Origin of the sequence: Pontibacter amylolyticus, assembly GCF_014638845.1 — a bacterium.
Classification (GTDB): domain Bacteria; phylum Bacteroidota; class Bacteroidia; order Cytophagales; family Hymenobacteraceae; genus Pontibacter; species Pontibacter amylolyticus.
This window is the reverse complement of record NZ_BMFP01000008.1, coordinates 21758-38551: the sequence shown is the minus strand read 5'-3', so window position 1 is coordinate 38551 and position 16794 is coordinate 21758. Positions and strand designations below refer to the sequence as shown.

General features: G+C 50.4%; 13 protein-coding genes and 1 tRNA gene. 8 read left to right on the top strand and 6 right to left on the bottom strand.

The features are described 5' to 3' along the window. Positions 1 to 11: 11 nt before the first annotated feature. The 3 genes from atpC to IEV97_RS17715 all read right to left on the bottom strand — a co-directional run bounded on the left by atpC (position 12) and on the right by IEV97_RS17715 (position 2572). Positions 12 to 257: an ATP synthase F1 subunit epsilon gene (gene atpC / locus IEV97_RS17725; protein WP_116542831.1), complete on the bottom strand. Its 246-nt coding sequence runs from the start codon at positions 255 to 257 to the stop codon at positions 12 to 14. A gap of 91 nt (positions 258 to 348) precedes the next feature. Further along, the gene (gene atpD / locus IEV97_RS17720) at positions 349 to 1854 is read right to left on the bottom strand and encodes a F0F1 ATP synthase subunit beta (protein WP_188502834.1); all 1506 of its coding nucleotides are present in this window, start codon (positions 1852 to 1854) and stop codon (positions 349 to 351) included. Between the two features lie 268 nt (positions 1855 to 2122). Next, positions 2123 to 2572 carry a hypothetical protein gene (locus IEV97_RS17715; RefSeq protein WP_188502833.1) on the bottom strand — a complete coding sequence of 150 codons (450 nt, stop codon included), beginning with the start codon at positions 2570 to 2572 and terminating at the stop codon, positions 2123 to 2125. Between the two features lie 282 nt (positions 2573 to 2854). Here IEV97_RS17715 and IEV97_RS17710 point away from each other — a divergent pair, with 282 nt between their 5' ends. Further along, a complete protein-coding gene (locus tag IEV97_RS17710) occupies positions 2855 to 5365 on the top strand; it encodes a S9 family peptidase (protein ID WP_188502832.1) in 2511 nt (836 codons plus the stop codon). A gap of 314 nt (positions 5366 to 5679) precedes the next feature. Here IEV97_RS17710 and IEV97_RS17705 read toward each other — a convergent pair whose 3' ends face one another. Beyond that, the gene (locus IEV97_RS17705) at positions 5680 to 5916 is read right to left on the bottom strand and encodes a hypothetical protein (RefSeq protein ID WP_188502831.1); all 237 of its coding nucleotides are present in this window, start codon (positions 5914 to 5916) and stop codon (positions 5680 to 5682) included. 586 nt (positions 5917 to 6502) lie between these two features. Between IEV97_RS17705 and IEV97_RS17700 the strand changes: the two genes are divergently transcribed. The 5 genes from IEV97_RS17700 (at position 6503) to IEV97_RS17680 (ending at position 10576) form a co-directional block, all read left to right on the top strand. Next, positions 6503 to 6575 (top strand) — tRNA-Gln (locus IEV97_RS17700). A 161-nt stretch (positions 6576 to 6736) separates the two neighbouring features. Then, positions 6737 to 7666, top strand: coding sequence for a ribose-phosphate pyrophosphokinase (locus IEV97_RS17695; protein ID WP_188502830.1), 930 nt, complete (start codon positions 6737 to 6739; stop codon positions 7664 to 7666). Between the two features lie 137 nt (positions 7667 to 7803). Further along, positions 7804 to 8391 (top strand): 50S ribosomal protein L25/general stress protein Ctc, encoded by a 588-nt coding sequence (locus IEV97_RS17690; RefSeq protein ID WP_188502829.1) that lies wholly within the window; start codon positions 7804 to 7806, stop codon positions 8389 to 8391. A 264-nt stretch (positions 8392 to 8655) separates the two neighbouring features. After that, the gene (gene pth / locus IEV97_RS17685; RefSeq protein WP_188502974.1) at positions 8656 to 9219 is read left to right on the top strand and encodes an aminoacyl-tRNA hydrolase; all 564 of its coding nucleotides are present in this window, start codon (positions 8656 to 8658) and stop codon (positions 9217 to 9219) included. A 73-nt stretch (positions 9220 to 9292) separates the two neighbouring features. Next, on the top strand, positions 9293 to 10576 hold the full coding sequence (locus tag IEV97_RS17680; RefSeq protein ID WP_188502828.1) for an MFS transporter: 1284 nt from the start codon (positions 9293 to 9295) through the stop codon (positions 10574 to 10576). 32 nt (positions 10577 to 10608) lie between these two features. On the opposite strand, the gene IEV97_RS17675 is transcribed toward IEV97_RS17680, so the two are convergent. Further along, a complete protein-coding gene (locus IEV97_RS17675; RefSeq protein ID WP_188502827.1) occupies positions 10609 to 12618 on the bottom strand; it encodes an adenylate/guanylate cyclase domain-containing protein in 2010 nt (669 codons plus the stop codon). A 444-nt stretch (positions 12619 to 13062) separates the two neighbouring features. Here IEV97_RS17675 and IEV97_RS17670 point away from each other — a divergent pair, with 444 nt between their 5' ends. After that, entirely contained in the window at positions 13063 to 14241 is a 1179-nt protein-coding gene (locus IEV97_RS17670) for a Pycsar system effector family protein (RefSeq protein ID WP_188502826.1), read from the top strand. A 67-nt stretch (positions 14242 to 14308) separates the two neighbouring features. Here the strand turns inward: IEV97_RS17670 and metG are convergent, their stop codons facing one another. Next, a complete protein-coding gene (gene metG / locus IEV97_RS17665; RefSeq protein WP_188502825.1) occupies positions 14309 to 16348 on the bottom strand; it encodes a methionine--tRNA ligase in 2040 nt (679 codons plus the stop codon). A gap of 152 nt (positions 16349 to 16500) precedes the next feature. On the opposite strand from metG, the gene IEV97_RS17660 reads away from it, so the two are divergent. Next, on the top strand, positions 16501 to 16755 hold the full coding sequence (locus IEV97_RS17660) for a hypothetical protein (RefSeq protein WP_188502824.1): 255 nt from the start codon (positions 16501 to 16503) through the stop codon (positions 16753 to 16755). Positions 16756 to 16794 lie beyond the last annotated feature (39 nt).

Below are 16794 nucleotides of genomic sequence, written 5' to 3'. Positions count from 1 at the left end.
CTAATGCTGTACTACTCCGTAACGGACTCAGCCAGTACGATGATCTTGTTGTTCAGCACTTCTACCACACCACCATCCACGGTAAAGAACTCCTGTCCTTGCTTGGTAGTGATACGGATTCTGCCACTTTCCATGGTGCTGATAAGGGGAGCGTGCATGTTCAGGACTTCAAACGAACCGTTTGAACCCGGAAACTGAGCTGACTCTACCTCACCGGCAAAAACCTTCTTGTCAGGTGTGATTATCTCTAAATACATCTTTATTAGTTAAGAGTTTAGAGTTAAGAGTTATGAGTTTCAGCGGAAAAACCACTTTTAACTCTTAACTCTTAACTTTTAACTATAAAACCTATTTCGCTTCGGCCATCAACTTCTCACCTTTCGCTACGGCGTCTTCAATGGTACCAACCAGGTTGAAGGCTGCCTCAGGCAGGTGATCGTACTTACCGTCCATGATCTCGTTGAAGCCACGGATGGTGTCTTTGATGTCTACCAGTACACCGGCGAGGCCAGTGAACTGCTCTGCTACGTGGAAAGGCTGTGACAGGAAACGCTGCACACGGCGCGCTCTGTGTACTACCTGCTTATCTTCTTCAGAAAGTTCGTCCATACCCAGGATGGCGATGATATCCTGAAGTTCTTTGTAGCGCTGCAGGATCTCTTTCACGCGCTGTGCTGTACCGTAATGGTCTTCGCCCAGAACGTCGGCAGAAAGGATGCGTGAAGTAGAGTCCAGTGGATCCACCGCAGGGTAAATACCAAGCTCGGCAATCTTACGGGAAAGTACTGTTGTAGCGTCCAAGTGAGCGAATGTTGTCGCTGGAGCAGGGTCAGTCAAGTCATCCGCAGGTACGTAAACAGCCTGCACAGACGTAATGGAACCACGCTTCGTTGACGTGATACGCTCCTGCATGGCACCCATCTCCGTTGCCAGCGTTGGCTGGTAACCTACCGCTGATGGCATACGACCAAGAAGGGCCGACACCTCAGAACCCGCCTGCGTGAAGCGGAAGATGTTGTCGATAAAGAACAGGATGTCACGACCAGCACCAGTGCCGTCACCGTCACGGAAGTTCTCAGCGATCGTAAGACCAGACAAGGCCACACGTGCACGCGCCCCAGGAGGCTCGTTCATCTGACCGAACACCAGCGTCGCCTGAGATTTCTCCAGTTCCGCCATGTCCACCTTAGACAGATCCCATCCGCCAGCTTCCATGGAGTGCTTAAACTCGGCACCGTAACGGATAATGTCAGATTCCAAGAATTCGCGAAGCAAGTCATTTCCTTCGCGGGTACGCTCACCTACACCGGCAAACACAGACAGACCTGAGTAGGCCTTGGCAATGTTGTTTACCAGCTCCATGATCAATACCGTTTTACCCACACCGGCACCACCGAACAGACCAATTTTACCACCTTTTACATAAGGGGCCAACAGGTCGATTACTTTGATACCAGTATAAAGGATTTCAGATGAAGTTGCCAGGTCTTCGAAACGCGGCGCAGCGCGGTGAATTGGCAGGCGCGTAGTAGTGGCGGGCTGTGGAATACCGTCGATCGCTTCGCCAATTACGTTGAACAGACGACCGTTGATCGCGTTGCCGGTAGGCATCGTGATCGGACCGCCCAGGTCAGTTACCTGTGCACCACGGGTAAGGCCTTCGCTGGAGTCCATCGCAATGGTACGTACACGATCTTCGCCGAGGTGCTGCTGCACTTCCAGCACAATGCGTTGGCCGTTTTCTTTAATTACCTCAAGCGCATCGAGGATGTTTGGTAATTTTGCGTTTTCACCCGCAAAGCTAACGTCCACCACCGGACCGATAACCTGGGTAATTCTGCCAATATTCGCCATTTGACTTTTTATATTGATTAACTGTATAACGGAGTTATTTCAAGGCGCAAAACTAAGGTATATTGAGGACAATTCCACACAACACCCCAAAAAGTTTTAACTTACTCAATATCAAACCATAGCCTCTCCTAATCAAGACCCTTCCCTGGTAGTGACCCTATTCAATACAAAACAGGCGCAGCACTGCGTCAAACACAGGACTGTACCCTCTACAACGATCGCTTAACTTAAAATCGCCAGCACAAAAAAGTCTGTACTAGAAGCCAACTTAACCGCGCTCTAACACTAGCTGTATTTCCTTTGTTTTGCTGGATTCGTCCTTAAGACTCGGCAGAGGCATCACCGCCAGCAGCCTTATTTTATAAGGCATGCCGCCTACCACCACCCTGGCTTCATCCTCAAACCGGCTGCCGCCATCACAGTCGCCCTGACACATGGTTATGGTTTCTCCTTTTTCATTCGCCATACCTATGGTCAGGGTCACTTCCACGCTGCCATAGGTGATACAAAACACATCGCTCGGGCACCTGCCATCGCTCACATCCGCTACTTTTAACTTTACAATGGCAGCAGCATCAAATCCAGTATTCTTGTACAGGGCCGCCTGCCCTTCTTTAAGCTTGATTTCCTGACCCAGGTATGCGTTAACAGTGCCAAGATCTTCTTTTGAGCAGGAAAGCAACAGGCAAACGAAGACAACAAACGGTAGATTTTTCATGGTACGACGCTATGTTTTAATTTATTGACCCTAAATTGCAGCAGCGCGTTGCATCCTATCCAGACCCTATTCCTTTGCCGAAATACCGACTCGGCTTATACCTATGGCAAGATGCTCGAAAGGAGCTATATTTTATAATAAAACGATTTAAACTATTCCACTTTTTGCCAGTCTATACCTACCGAGCGGCTTAGAGCATGTTTAACTTTCGTTTTTGCAAGCGAAAGTTAAACATGCTCTAAGCCCTGTTCACCTGATCTAATCACCCAAACCAACCTTTTCATGAAGAAAATTTACCTTCTCGCTATGCTGCTGATAGCGGGCATCAGTGTACAGGCACAGCAGCCTGGCACGCCGCTCAAGGGCAATTACCAGCTGGCTTCCCGCTTCTCGCCTAAAAAGCTGGAAAAACTGATTTTCACCACCAACCTCGATCCGCACTGGCTCAAAAACTCCGACCGCTTCTGGTACGAGTACGAGACCAGCAATGGCAAGAACTGGTACATCGTGGACCCGGCCACCAAATCCAAGAAGCTGATCTTCGACAATGCCAAGGTAGCCTCTGCCGTGACCATGGTCGTGCAGGACCCTTTTGACGCGCAGAACCTGCCTATCCAGAATCTGAAGTTCACGGAAGACGAAAAGAGCGTGCAGTTCGAGATCAAGAGCTCGATCGATCAGGTGAAAAAAGACCGCCTGGACAAAAAATCCGCTGACTCGCTTGAGAAAAAGACTTTTTACTTCCGCTACAACCTGTCTACGGGCCAGGTGGTGGAGCTGAAAGACTTCGAAAAACCGAAGTCCAAACCACGCTGGGCTTCTATCTCTCCGGACCAGCAGGTGGTGATCTTCGCCAAGGAGCACAACCTCTACTGGATGGACAAGGCCAACTACGAAAAGGCTTTGAAGAATGAAAAAGACACGACCATTGTAGAGCACCAGCTTACCAAAGACGGTGTAGAATACTATACCTATGGCGACTCACGCGGCGAAACGAACGTGGAGCGCGAAAAGAACAAGAAGAACCGCAAGCCGGCCTTTATTATGTGGTCACCGGACTCGAAGCAGTTTGCCATGGTGCGCACGGACGAGCGCAAAGTGAAAGACCTGTGGGTAATCCACCACACGGCGCAGGGCCGCCCTGCACTGGAGACCTACAAGTACCAGATGCCAGGTGAGAAGGAAGCTCCTAAAAGAGAGCTGCTGATCTTCGACTTCGCCAATAAATCGCAGCGCAGAATTAACACAGCTGCCTTCAAAGATCAGGAGGTATCTTTATGGTCGGCCCCTGCCCTGCAGAAGCAGCGTGACGATGAGCACCGCCCCACCATGTGGCACGGCACCAAAGACAAGCTATACTTCACCCGCACCAGCCGCGACCTGAAGAAGATCGACGTATGCGAGCTGGACATTGCGTCGGGCAAGGTAACCCCTGTTATCGAGGAGCGTTTTAATACCTACATCGATATCAACCGCATCGGTCTGGTGAAAGGCGGCAACGAAATCATCCATTGGTCTGAGCGCGATGGCTGGGGCCACTTCTACCTGTATGATGGCAAGGGCAACCTGAAAAACCGCATCACCAGTGGCTCTTTCCACGCGGAAGACCTGGTAGGTATAGATGAGAAAAACCGCGTGCTCTACTTCACCGCCAATGGCCGCGAAGAGGGCGAGGACCCCTACCTGATGCACCTCTACCGCGTGAACTTCGACGGCAGCGGCCTCACGCTCCTCAACAAAGGCAACTTCGACAACACCATCAGCCTCAACGATAACAACACCTACTTCGTGAACACGGCCTCGCGCGTGAACACCGTGCCGGTATCGGCGCTGTATGACAACAGAGGCCGCAAGGTAATGGACCTGGAGAAAGCTGACCTGAGCCGTCTGATGACAACAGGCTATAAATTCCCGGAGCCGTTCACAGTGAAGGCAGACGATGGCATCACCGACCTCTATGGCGTGATGTACAAGCCGTTCGACTTCGACTCGACCAAGACCTACCCGATCATTACTTATGTATACCCAGGTCCGCAGACCGAGGCGGTGAACAAGGCTTTCGGCCGCAGCATGGACCGCATTGACCGTCTGGCGCAGTTGGGTTTTGTAGTAGTGACAGTAGGTAACCGCGGCGGCCACCCGGCCCGCTCCAAGTGGTACCATACCTACGGCTACGGCAACCTGCGCGACTACGGTCTGGCCGACAAGAAAGCAGCCATTGAGCAACTGGCCGACCGCCACCGCTTCATTGACATCGATCGCGTAGGTATAACCGGACACTCGGGTGGTGGCTTTATGTCCACGGCAGCCATGCTCGTATACCCTGATTTCTTCAAGGTAGCCGTGTCAGGAGCTGGTAACCACGAAAACAACATTTACAACCGCTGGTGGAGCGAAAAGCACCATGGCGTGAAGGAAGTGGTAACGCCCAAAGGTGATACGACTTTTGTATATGCCATCGAGAAGAACCCAGATCTGGCACGCAACCTGAAAGGGCACCTGATGCTGGCAACAGGCGATGTGGACAACAACGTGCACCCGGCGGGCACCATTCGCATGGCGCAGGCCCTGATCAAAGCCAACAAGCGTTTTGATTTTGTGATGCTGCCTGGCCAGCGCCACGCCTTTGGCGACATGACCGAGTATTTCTTCTGGATGATGGGCGATTATTTCACCAAGCACCTGATCGGCGACTTCTCCCAGCCGGTTGACATCAAGGAGATAAACCGCGAGGTTGAAAACGTGGGCAACAAGCGACGAACCGGCGCTGTAACCGCTCCTGAAGAGGAGTAACAAGGTATAGCGTTTGAACACAAAACAGCCGCAGTGAGATGATGCTCCCTGCGGCTGTTCTGTTTATAGGCCTATACCTGTGCGCAAAGCTATACCTGATGCTGACTAATTTAAAAAGCCATCTCCGCCACACACAGCTTGCTAACAAACGGTGCATGGCGGAGATGGCCTGTTATTTTAGAGGTGGTTGTTAGAATTAAAGAATCTGAGCCCAGATGGCCCGGAATAAGCGGAAGGCTAAAAATTTAAACATAATTGTAAGCGTAATCTTAAATTATAAAGTGCTTGATAGAACCCTGTATTCGAGACGAAGGCTATAAATGTTTCAGCATTTCGATTTGCTCATCGTTGAGCAGGATGTAGCGGTTGTTAAAAGGGTTGGCATAGAACTTCTCAGCTATCACATATTCCCCGGTATCCATTTTGTGGATGTTGTAACTAAACAGGCTGTTGGATCGCTCAATAACCAGTTCCGTGCGGCTTAGATCGAGCTCACGACCGCAGGTCGTGGTAATGATGTCAGAATTGACCGTCATGGTAGTTGAATACATAGTTGGAAGATTTAGCAAGCTTCTTTACGCAGTACATGCCAGATGGTGACATACATAGGCTATAAAATCGGTTAAACTTATCCACACGCTCTCCTCAAGCCCCCGGCTATACCTTATACTATAATTTAAAAGGTGATTTTAACCACACTGATCAGGGAAGCATACGCCGTAATCAAAAAGCTGCCTTCATTAATAAGTGAGAGTCTGCTATGCCGGCAAACAGGTGTTTCCATACCTTGCCTGATAAAAATTTCAGTACAGGCTCTTATTTTTAATTCTGTTGCAGAAACTTTGTCGTGTAGTAGGCAGATTCGGAGGAGCAGCCCGGTTTCAGGAAATCGCCACAGAAATAAGGCCGTGAATTTCACTCAATTAGGCATAGCAACAGCCCTCTGTAACAGCCTTTTCAGCTACGTTTCGGATTGCTTGAATACCTCAAAAAGCACGAGAAAACGGCGCTAAAGCAGATTTTGGGCTAAGATTTTCAAAAAATTTTGAGGCAAATGTTTGCAGTTTAAAATAGCCTGCCTATCTTTGCATCACTGAACGACGAAGGGGCTTCCATCCTGAAATCTAGTAGGTAGCTTGTCCGATGGTGTAACTGGCAACACGTCTGATTTTGGTTCAGAAGAGTCCAGGTTCGAAACCTGGTCGGACAACTTAAAAAGGCAGCCCACAGCAATGCGGGTTGCCTTTTTTGCTTTTCACCCTCCCTCCTAACTAATTAAAAATCAGAAATATCAGGTAGCATATTTGCGGAATTTCGTAGCTTTGCAGGCATAATAACCTAAACCAAACCCTACTAACATTTAGCATTATTATGCCACAGGTAAAAATTTTCGCTGGCTCCGCCTCCAAGTACTTGGCCGAAAAAATTGCTACTGCATACGGTACGCAACTCGGTGACCTTGAGCTTCTACGTTTTAGCGACGGGGAGATGGCACCACACTTCAATGAATCTGTTCGCGGTGCAGAAGTATTTCTGGTGCAGTCCACGTTTCCGCCAGCCGACAACCTGATGGAGCTTATGCTGATGGTGGACGCCGCCAAGCGCGCCTCAGCCCACAAAGTGATCGTGGTGATGCCCTACTACGGCTACGCCCGCCAGGACCGCAAAGACAAGCCACGTGTTTCCATCGGCTCCAAAGTGCTGGCCAACGCCATCCAGTCAGTAGGCGCCGACCGCCTGATGACCTGCGACCTGCACGCTGGCCAGATCCAGGGCTTCTTCGACATTCCGGTGGACCACCTCGATGGTTCGGCCATTTTCGTGCCTTACCTGCGCAGCCTCAACCTGGGCAACGACCTGATCTTCGCTTCTCCTGACGTAGGGGGTGTGGTAAGAACAAGAGCCTTCGCCAAGAACTTCGGTGCTGAAATGGTTGTCTGCGACAAACACCGCAAACGGGCTAACGAGATCGCCTCCATGCAGGTGATCGGTGACGTGGAAGGTATGGACGTGGTACTCGTGGACGACATGGTCGACACAGCCGGCACGATCACGCAGGCCGCCAAACTTTTGAAAGACAAAGGTGCCAAAACCGTTCGCGCCATTGCAACGCACCCTGTGTTGTCAGGCCCGGCCTACGAGCGCATCGAAAACTCCGTGTTAGAGGAACTAGTGGTTTCTGACACCATTCCATTGCGCCAGGAGTGCTCCAAGATCAAGGTGCTTTCGTTCTCCGAGCTGTTTGCCCGCGCCATCAACAACGTGGTGACGCACGAGTCTATCAGCTCGCTGTTTATTTAAGGTTAATTGTTAATTGCTGATTGTTAATTGTTGATTCTCTTGAAGAAATAAATCTCAACAATTTAACAATTTAGCCTCCAACAATTAAAATAAAAGGCATACCTTTGTGGCCTGAAAATTTTAACAAAATTCATTTTATGAAAACTTTAGAGATTATAGGGTTTAAAAGAGCAAATCTCGGTAAAGCACAGACGAAAGAGCTGCGCAATGAGTCTTATGTACCAGGAGTATTGTATGGCGGCAGAGAGCAAGTTCACTTCTACGCCCCGGCTATCCTGTTCAGAGACTTAGTTTATTCTCCAGAAGTATACGAAGTTGATCTGAATATCGAAGGCACGCACTACAGAGCGATCCTTCAAGACGTACAGTTCCACCCAGTAAACGAAATGCTGCTGCACGTTGATTTCCTGCAGCTGGACGAAAGCAAAGAAGTGAAGATCGACGTTCCGGTTAAGTTTGTTGGCAACTCTCCAGGTGTAATGGCCGGTGGTAAGCTGGTGACGAAACTGCGTAAGCTGAAAATCAAAGCGCTTCCTGCTAACCTGCCAGACTATATCGAGGTGAACATCTCTGATCTGGAGCTTGGCAAGTCTATCAAAGTAAGCAAGATTGCGAAGGGCGACTACGAAATCCTGACCAACCCACTTGCTCCGGTAGCAACCGTTACGATTCCACGTGCTCTTAAGAGTGCACAGACAGAAGAAGCTCGCGGCGGCAAGAAATAATTATTGCTGCTTCAATAGCAACAAGATCCTGTCCTGCTCCGAGCAGGGCAGGATTTTTTGTTTCCAATTGAAGGTTAAATTGTTTAATGGTTAAATGGCTAAATGGTTAAATTGCTGGCCCAACAGGGGAAATCGCTTTACGAATCAACAATTTAACAATTCATCAATTTAACCTTACCTCAGTTGAGCAATTCAACCATCGGAAAAATAAAACAATGGCTGGGCCTGGAACACAAGGCGGCCGCTAGCATTGAAGACACAAGTATGAAATACCTGATCGTGGGCCTAGGCAACATTGGCCCGGAGTACGCGGAGACGCGTCATAACATTGGCTTTATGGTGCTGGACCACCTGGCGCAGAAATTTGATGCGAAGTTCGACACCGGCCGCCATTCCTTCGTGACCGAGATCAAAAGCAAAGGCCGCACCTACGTGCTCGTAAAGCCCACCACTTACATGAACCTGAGCGGAAAAGCCGTGAGCCACTGGTTGAGCAACCTGAAACTGACACCGGACCAAATGATGGTGATTACGGACGACATCGCCCTGCCATTCGGAAAGATCCGCATCCGCGCCAAAGGCAGTGCGGGCGGGCACAACGGCCTGAAGCACATCGAGCAGACACTAGGCCACAACAACTACCCCCGCCTGCGCTTTGGAGTAGGCGACGCTTTCCACAAAGGCAAGCAGGTGGACTACGTGCTCAGCAATTTCAGCGACGACGAGAAGATCGACCTGCCGGGCATCATTGAGAAAGCGGCCGAGTCTGCGATCGCTTTTGGCAGCATCGGGCTGGAGCGCACCATGAACCAGTATAATACCAAATAAGGGACGGGCTCCTGACTAAAGCCACCTATACCTGCCCTATAGAAATAGCATTACGCGCTCAGCGACCAAAACCATGAAACGCCTGTTCCTCCTATACCGCAATGCCTTTGGTGGCCTCTCACGCCCGGCGTGGATGCTTTCGCTGGTGATGTTCATCAACCGGAGCGGCGCCATGGTGATTCCATTCCTGGGCGTATACCTCACAGAGTCGCTCGGATTCACGATGAAGGAGGCCGGTATCATCCTGAGCATCTACGGGCTGGGTGCGGTGTGTGGCGGCTTTCTGGGCGGGTGGCTAACCGACAGGATCGGGCACTTTAAGGTGCAGTCCTTCAGCCTGACGGTTGGAGGCAGCTTATACCTGATGTTCCTGTTCCTGGAGAAGTTTGAGCACATGGCGGCAGGTGTTTTTATTCTGAGCCTGGTCAACGACATGCTGCGACCCGCTAACTCAGCTTCCATTGCGCACTATGCCCGGCCTGAGAACGTGACCAGGGCCTTCTCGCTTAACCGGATGGCCCTGAACCTGGGTTTTTCCATCGGTCCTGCCCTGGGCGGCATGGTGGCGGCTATCTCTTATAAATTCCTCTTTATAGGCGATGCCGCAGGTTGTATGATGGCCGGCCTGTTCTTTTACATTTACTTCCGCAACAAGCAGGGCCACCGGCCACGTCCGAAAGCTAAGGCAGAAACTGTTGCCAAAGAGGCGGCTTCAGGCATCACAGAAAAAGTCCGCTCTCCTTACAGAGATAAGCTATACCTGATTTTCGTGGTGCTGAACGCGGGCTTTGCCATGCTTTTCTTTCAGCTCCTTTCTACCTTACCGCTCTATTACCGACAGGTATACGCGCTGCCAGAACAGTGGATCGGCGGGCTGCTTGCCCTGAACGGTTTCATCGTGTTTATGGTGGAGATGATCTTCGTTTACCTGATCGGGGATAAAGTCAAGAAGTCGTGGCTGATACCGATCGGGGTGCTGGTGTTGGGCTTCTCCTTTGTGACCCTGAACCTGGGACAGCACATTTTCCTGCTCTACATCGCGATGACCTTGCTGAGTTTTTCAGAGATTCTGGTCATGCCTTTTATGGCGACTATTTCGGTGGAGCGATCCAACAACAGCAACCGTGGCTCCTACATGGGCCTGTACACGATATCGTATGCCGCTGCGCATGTGGTGGCTCCCTACATGGGTACTACCATTGCCGCCCGCCACGGTTTCGATACCCTGTGGTGGATACTCGGCGCTTTTGCGATAGTGGTAAGTGTGGGGCTGTACTTTGTGGTGCATTACATCGAGCGGGAGCGCCTGAGCAAGCTACCTGTTGTCACTCCTGCGGCTGATATGGCCGCAAAATAGTCTTTGCAACTAAGGACTTGAATCCTGAGTGATCAGATCCCAAAGCCATATTTGTAAATACTATCATTAAACGATTTGTCCGGGGAATTCATCTGGTCCAGCAGCCTCTGATAGCGAGGGTCCTGCCTGACTGTCTCTGGAGTCCAGCGTTCATACTTGAGTGAGACAAGCAAAGGATCGTGTTCTTTAAGCCCCTTTTCAAAAAAATGGAAGGCCTCATCCAGATCATCGTTCACCCACCCTGCTGCTATACCTATTGCAGTGCAGACAATATACTCCTTGCTTGCCCGCTCTTTCAGTTCTTTCAATTCCGCCCTCGCCCTGTCGAGGTTCCCCATTTTGCAGAGCGTCATGATTAAGGCACCATGGGCAAAGCTATGCCTGCCCGAGAGTACCATCAGGCGTTCAAACACAGCAAGTGCCTCTTCGTGCTGGTGCAAAAACAGGTAGGAGTAGCCCTCATACAGATTGCATATAAAGGAATAGGAATCCAGATCCAACCCGGTTTTACAGGCAGCAAGTGCTTCTTTAAACTTTCCACCCGCATGCAGGATCTGGGCATATATGCCAAAGCAAAGCGCACTCAGAGGGTCGAGCTTTATCGCCTTCCTGCCGTGTTCCTCTGCCTTTGCAAAATCACCCTTCATCCAGGCAAGGTAGTTGAGGCCATACCGGAGGTGTGTTTGCGCATTGCTTGGATTCAGCTCAAGCGCTTTTAAAAAATGTTTCTCAGCTTTTGGCAAATCCCAGATGTAGCAGTAGTATGAGCCCAGCGAGGTATAAGCCTCACATAAAGAAGGGTTGAGCTTCAACGCCTTCTCTGCTGCCTGCTTCCCTTTAAACATAACCTGCTTCGGTGGCAGTATACCATAAAGCCCTACCAGCACATTTGCGTCTGCAAAGTCTGCATACGCCAGGGCAAAATCAGGGTCCAGTTCCAGGGCTCTCTGAAGGTACTTCATGCCGGTAATGATGTAGGAACCGCGCCTGTTCAGGTCAAACTTTCCTTTCAGGTATAGCTCATAAGCTTCGGTATTGTGGGTTGGCTTTTTTCTGACCGCGCTCTTGCCTCTCTCCAGCAGCGTCACTTTCATTTTCTCCGTGATGGCCGTCGCAATCTTGTCCTGGATCGCAAAGATATCGTCCATGTTGCCATCGTACCGCTCAGACCACAGGTGAAAACCATCCTCTACTTTAGTGAGTTGCACTGTAATCCTCAACTGGTTGCCTTGTTTGCGCACACTGCCTTCCAACACCGTGCTCACGCCTAGCTTCTCTCCTACCTCCCGCAGGTCGGCGTTCTCCCTGCTGAATTTGAACGAAGAGGTACGGCCCGCCACTTTCAGATTCTTCAGGCTGGACAGCGCATTGATGATCTCTTCTGCAACTCCCTCACTAAAATACTGTTGCTCAGGATCGTTACTCAGGTTCACGAGCGGTAGTACGGCAATGCTTTTGGCAGGGGCTCTTTTAGCTGTTCGCAGTGCTGGGGCTTTCTTTTCCTCCGTTTTTCCTTTCAGAGAATTGGGCGCTGGCTTTACCAAACCTTCGTGATCGAGGGCAAATACTTCGACTGACCGCTCTATGTTCTTCAATCGATATACTCCTGCAGAATAAGTTTTTATTTCAGGGTGGTTCGCAATCTCATCGTGCACCTTATCAGAGATCAGTACACTGCCTGCCACACCCATTGACTCAACACGGGAAGCAAGGTTCACCCCATCGCCAAACAGTTGCTCTTCATCGAAAATCACATCCCCCATGTGCAGGCCCATGCGAACGGGAACCGGCGGCTCCTGCAAAAAGGCCAATTGCATAGCCAGCGCACACTCCACTGCCTCCACTGCACTATGAAAAACACTCAGGGTACCATCTCCATAGTACTGCACCACCCTACCACGGTATTGCTTATGCTCCCGCTGCAGCACTTCGCGGTGCCGGTTCTTAATAGTCAAAGCCTGCTTCTCATTCTGCTGCATCATAGCAGAATATCCTTCAATATCGGTGAATAGAATGGCGGCAAGCTGACGGTGTTGGCTCATAGAGTGAAATATTTAAGCATCATCATTGATATAATCCACATTTATAACACATACATTATATTTACGGTAATCCTATTAAAACGAACAGCGTCATTTCGCAGATTGTGCCAGAAGCTATTTGCTCTAATAGCTAATCAGCAATGTAAAGCGCAAGGCATATTGTGAAATAATCAACATGTAATCAGGCATTTACACTCACTATCTTCTGGTAGGATGCGTTCAAATTTTTTCATATCATACACAGCTGCTACAGTTCAAAAATTATTTTAATCATATATAGCCACATACCCATAAGTAGTTAATTACCAGTACAATAAAGTAAATTTTATTAGGATAATATTGCTTTAAACTCTAACTTGATCAGTAAAATCGACTTCATATATCCAGTCTGAATATGGAATATGGTGACGACAGGAAGCTACAGAAACGCTAAAAACTAGAACTATGATGGAAGATGATATTCTGGATAGAGCCAATGCCTTTGTAGGGCTTAACCTTCCCATGCATGGCACGAACGAAGCCGTTGGTTTTGACCTGCAACACACTAAAACGCTGGTTGCCGTAGCTGAGGCGATCAGTAAATTCTGTGATTTTAGCGATGAAGAGACACGTTTGCTTCTGCTGGCAGCCTGGCTACATGACCTCTACTACAGCGATTCGGGAGAGCTGCTTGACGAGCAAAAGGTCGCGCCCGTTACAGAGTTTCTGGTGAGCTGTAATTTGAATCAGGCGGAGATCCTAAGAATATCGCAGTGCATTGCCGCCACCCATTACCCGCAGCGCCCCCGCGATCTGTTAGAGGAAGCGCTATGCGATGCTGTCGCCAGCTTCCTGGCTTCAGACGATTACGTGGCAAGAGCCGAGAGGAAGGCAGCAGCCCCGGATACCAAAGTAGGCCAGTACGATTGGATAGACAAGCATCTGGCATTGCTCAAGCAGCATTATTATTACACAAAATACGCCAAGAGGGCCTTCTCTGCCGGCAAAGAGCAAAACATCAAACTATTGAAGCAAAAGCGAAAGGAACTTAGGAAGGAAAATGAAGAGCTGGAAGCCCTATGGGAAGAAAACAAAGCCCTGAAAAAGGACCTTAGGAAGGAGAAAGAGCAGAAAGCCAGCAAAGGAGTTGAAACCATGTTCCGGACGACTATGGCCAGTCACCTTCAGCTGAGTGTGATAGCCGACAACAAAGCAAACATGCTGATCTCTGTCAACGCCATCATTGCCTCCATCATGATCTCGTCCTTCTTCAACAAGTTTCAGGATGTGCCGCATCTGCTGTTGCCCTCCATCCTGCTGACAGTCGTTTGTTTGGTCACTATTATACTGGCCATACGCTCCACACGACCCAATACCAAAAACACGGCAATGCCTGAGAATAAGATAGACTTTCTATTCTTTGGAAACTTCATCCAGCTTGACTCCTATACCTATCGGGAAGGTATCCGGAATCTGATGCGGGATCATAACCTGCTTTATAATAGCATGGCGGATAACATCTACTTGCAGGGACAAGTGCTTTCCAGAAAGTACCGCCTGTTGAAGTTGGCTTATACCGTATTTGCGCTTGGCCTGGGGGCTGTTTTGCTCAGTTACCTCGTTGCCTGGCTTTTTTTGGCATAGCTTAAAAAGAAAAACCTCACTTACCAGCATCAGGCAAGTGAGGTTTTCTAATTAACGAAACGAATGATTAACTCACCGTTCCCCCGTTCTTAACTTCTTTGCTCGGCTGCACAAAAGCCAGCGAACCGTCAGCATTCTCCGCCATCAGGATCATGCCCTGGCTGGTAATGCCTTTGATGTCGCGGGGTGCCAGGTTCACCAGGATGCTCACCTGCTGCCCGATGATCGCCTCCGGACTGAAGAACTCGGCAATGCCACTCACCACCGTGCGCTGGTCTATACCTGTATCGATGGTCAGCTTCAACAGCTTTTTGGTCTTGGCTACTTTTTCCGCCTCGATAATGGTACCAATGCGGATGTCCAGCTTGTTAAAGTCCTCAAACGAGATGTTCTCCTTGGCGGGTTCCACGACGGCGTTGGCTGCTTCGTTGGCTTTTTTGGTATCCAGCAGCTTCTGTACTTGTGCCTCCACAGCGGCGTCTTCCACTTTCTCAAACATCAGCTCCGGCGTTCCGATCACATGACCAGTTGCCAGCAGATCAGCTGATCCGGCATCCGCCCATTTGCCCAGCGGCTTGTTGAGCATGCTGGCCAGCTTCTGGGCTGAGGTTGGCAGGAAGGGCTCCATCAGGATGCTGAGGCTGGTAGAGATCTGCAGCGCAATGTTCATGATGGTTTTCACGCGCTCCTCATCTGTTTTGATCAGCTTCCAAGGCTCGGTGTCGGCCAGGTATTTGTTCCCCAAACGAGCCAGGTTCATCAGTTCGCTCAAGGCGTCGCGGAAACGGTAGCGATCCAGGTAGGTTGCAATCACCATCGGCATCCCTTCCAGCACACCCAGCACCTCCTTGTCATAGTCCTGCAGCTCGCCACGGGCCGGTACCTCGCCGTTGTAGTACTTTTGGGTGAGCACTACGGCGCGGTTGATAAAGTTGCCCAGAATGGCTAATAATTCGTTGTTGTTGCGGGCCTGGTAATCCTTCCAGGTGAAGTCGTTGTCCTTCGTCTCCGGCATGTTGGCGGCCAGCGCATATCGGAGCACGTCGCCTTTGCCCGGGAACTCTTCCAGATACTCATGCAGCCACACGGCCCAGTTGCGGGACGTAGAGATCTTATCGCCTTCCAGGTTGAGGAACTCGTTGGCCGGCACATTGTCTGGCAGGATGTAATCGCCGTGCGCCTTGAGCATGCTTGGGAAGATGATGCAGTGGAACACGATGTTGTCCTTGCCGATGAAGTGCACCAGTTTCGTCTCCGGGTCTTTCCAGTATTTCTCCCATTCCGGCGTCAGTTCTTTGGTGGCAGAAATGTAACCGATCGGCGCATCGAACCATACGTAGAGCACTTTGCCTTCGGCACCTGCTACCGGCACGGGCACGCCCCAGTCGAGGTCGCGGGTAACGGCGCGCGGCTGCAGGCCCTGGTCAATCCAGCTTTTGCACTGCCCGTATACGTTCGGCTTCCAGTCGCCTTTGTGGCCATCCACAATCCACTCGCGCAGCCAGGCCTCGTACTCGTTCAGCGGCAGGTACCAGTGCTTGGTCTCGCGCATCACGGGCACAGCACCGCTCAGCGTGCTTTTCGGGTTGATCAGGTCGGTGGCGTTGAGGGAGGTACCGCAGCTCTCGCATTGGTCTCCGTAAGCGTTCTCGTTTCCGCACTTCGGGCAGGTGCCCACGATGTAACGGTCAGCCAGGAATTGCTGCGCCTTCTCGTCATAGTACTGCTGGGTGGTCTGCTCCACAAACTTACCATCGTTGTACAGCTTCAGGAAAAAGTCGGAGGCCGTCTCGTGGTGCGTTTGGGAAGAAGTGCGGGAGTAGATGTCGAAGGATACGTTGAAGTCCTCGAATGACTTTTTGATCAGCTCGTGGTACTTGTCCACGGCCTGCTGCGGCGTGATGCCTTCTTTCTTGGCGCGGATCGTGATCGGAACGCCGTGCTCGTCGGAGCCACCGATGAATTTCACGTCTCTGCCCTGCGCGCGCAGGTAGCGCACGTAGATGTCGGCCGGCAGGTATACGCCCGCCAGGTGCCCAATGTGCACCGGGCCGTTGGCATAAGGCAAAGCCGCCGTTACGGTATATCGTTTATAGTTTTCAGCCATAGTTCTTGTAAAAACGCAAATATACAAATACCGGCCGGATTGACAGGCGCCATGCTACCTAATCCAAAAAAATGACAATTATAAACTGACTCGTCCGTTACTTTTTCGTAAACGGTAAACCAAACTATCAGGAATCTAATCACCCGACATATATGAAGAACCAAGATAATTTCCACGAGAAGAAGCGCGATAGCGGCCACCTGGGAAAAGAAAGCGACCAAAAGAAAATCAGCAGCAAACCTGCCCCAAAAAGCGCCGACCGGGAATCGGACACCACGCCACCTGACCACGAGGTATACGTAGACCTTGAACCGGATGAACTGCACATCGGTGACGAAGAGATAGAGATTGAAGATGTCAGCGATCTACGTGACAAAAACGAGGATAAGAACAAAAAGAAAAAATAAACGAGAAGCGCTGCCCCTACAGGCAGCGCTTCTCGTTTA

What these genes read in the sequence shown, in the direction of transcription:
- atpC (WP_116542831.1), bottom strand. Translation starts at nt 257, where the DNA reads ATGTATTTAGAGATAATCACACCTGACAAGAAGGTTTTTGCCGGTGAG.
- IEV97_RS17715 (WP_188502833.1), bottom strand. Translation starts at nt 2,572, where the DNA reads ATGAAAAATCTACCGTTTGTTGTCTTCGTTTGCCTGTTGCTTTCCTGC.
- IEV97_RS17680 (WP_188502828.1), top strand. Translation starts at nt 9,293, where the DNA reads ATGAAACGCCTGTTCCTCCTATACCGCAATGCCTTTGGTGGCCTCTCA.
- pth (WP_188502974.1), top strand. Translation starts at nt 8,656, where the DNA reads ATGAAATACCTGATCGTGGGCCTAGGCAACATTGGCCCGGAGTACGCG.
- IEV97_RS17710 (WP_188502832.1), top strand. Translation starts at nt 2,855, where the DNA reads ATGAAGAAAATTTACCTTCTCGCTATGCTGCTGATAGCGGGCATCAGT.
- IEV97_RS17670 (WP_188502826.1), top strand. Translation starts at nt 13,063, where the DNA reads ATGATGGAAGATGATATTCTGGATAGAGCCAATGCCTTTGTAGGGCTT.
- IEV97_RS17705 (WP_188502831.1), bottom strand. Translation starts at nt 5,916, where the DNA reads ATGTATTCAACTACCATGACGGTCAATTCTGACATCATTACCACGACC.
- IEV97_RS17695 (WP_188502830.1), top strand. Translation starts at nt 6,737, where the DNA reads ATGCCACAGGTAAAAATTTTCGCTGGCTCCGCCTCCAAGTACTTGGCC.
- IEV97_RS17690 (WP_188502829.1), top strand. Translation starts at nt 7,804, where the DNA reads ATGAAAACTTTAGAGATTATAGGGTTTAAAAGAGCAAATCTCGGTAAA.
- IEV97_RS17660 (WP_188502824.1), top strand. Translation starts at nt 16,501, where the DNA reads ATGAAGAACCAAGATAATTTCCACGAGAAGAAGCGCGATAGCGGCCAC.
- IEV97_RS17675 (WP_188502827.1), bottom strand. Translation starts at nt 12,618, where the DNA reads ATGAGCCAACACCGTCAGCTTGCCGCCATTCTATTCACCGATATTGAA.
- metG (WP_188502825.1), bottom strand. Translation starts at nt 16,348, where the DNA reads ATGGCTGAAAACTATAAACGATATACCGTAACGGCGGCTTTGCCTTAT.
- atpD (WP_188502834.1), bottom strand. Translation starts at nt 1,854, where the DNA reads ATGGCGAATATTGGCAGAATTACCCAGGTTATCGGTCCGGTGGTGGAC.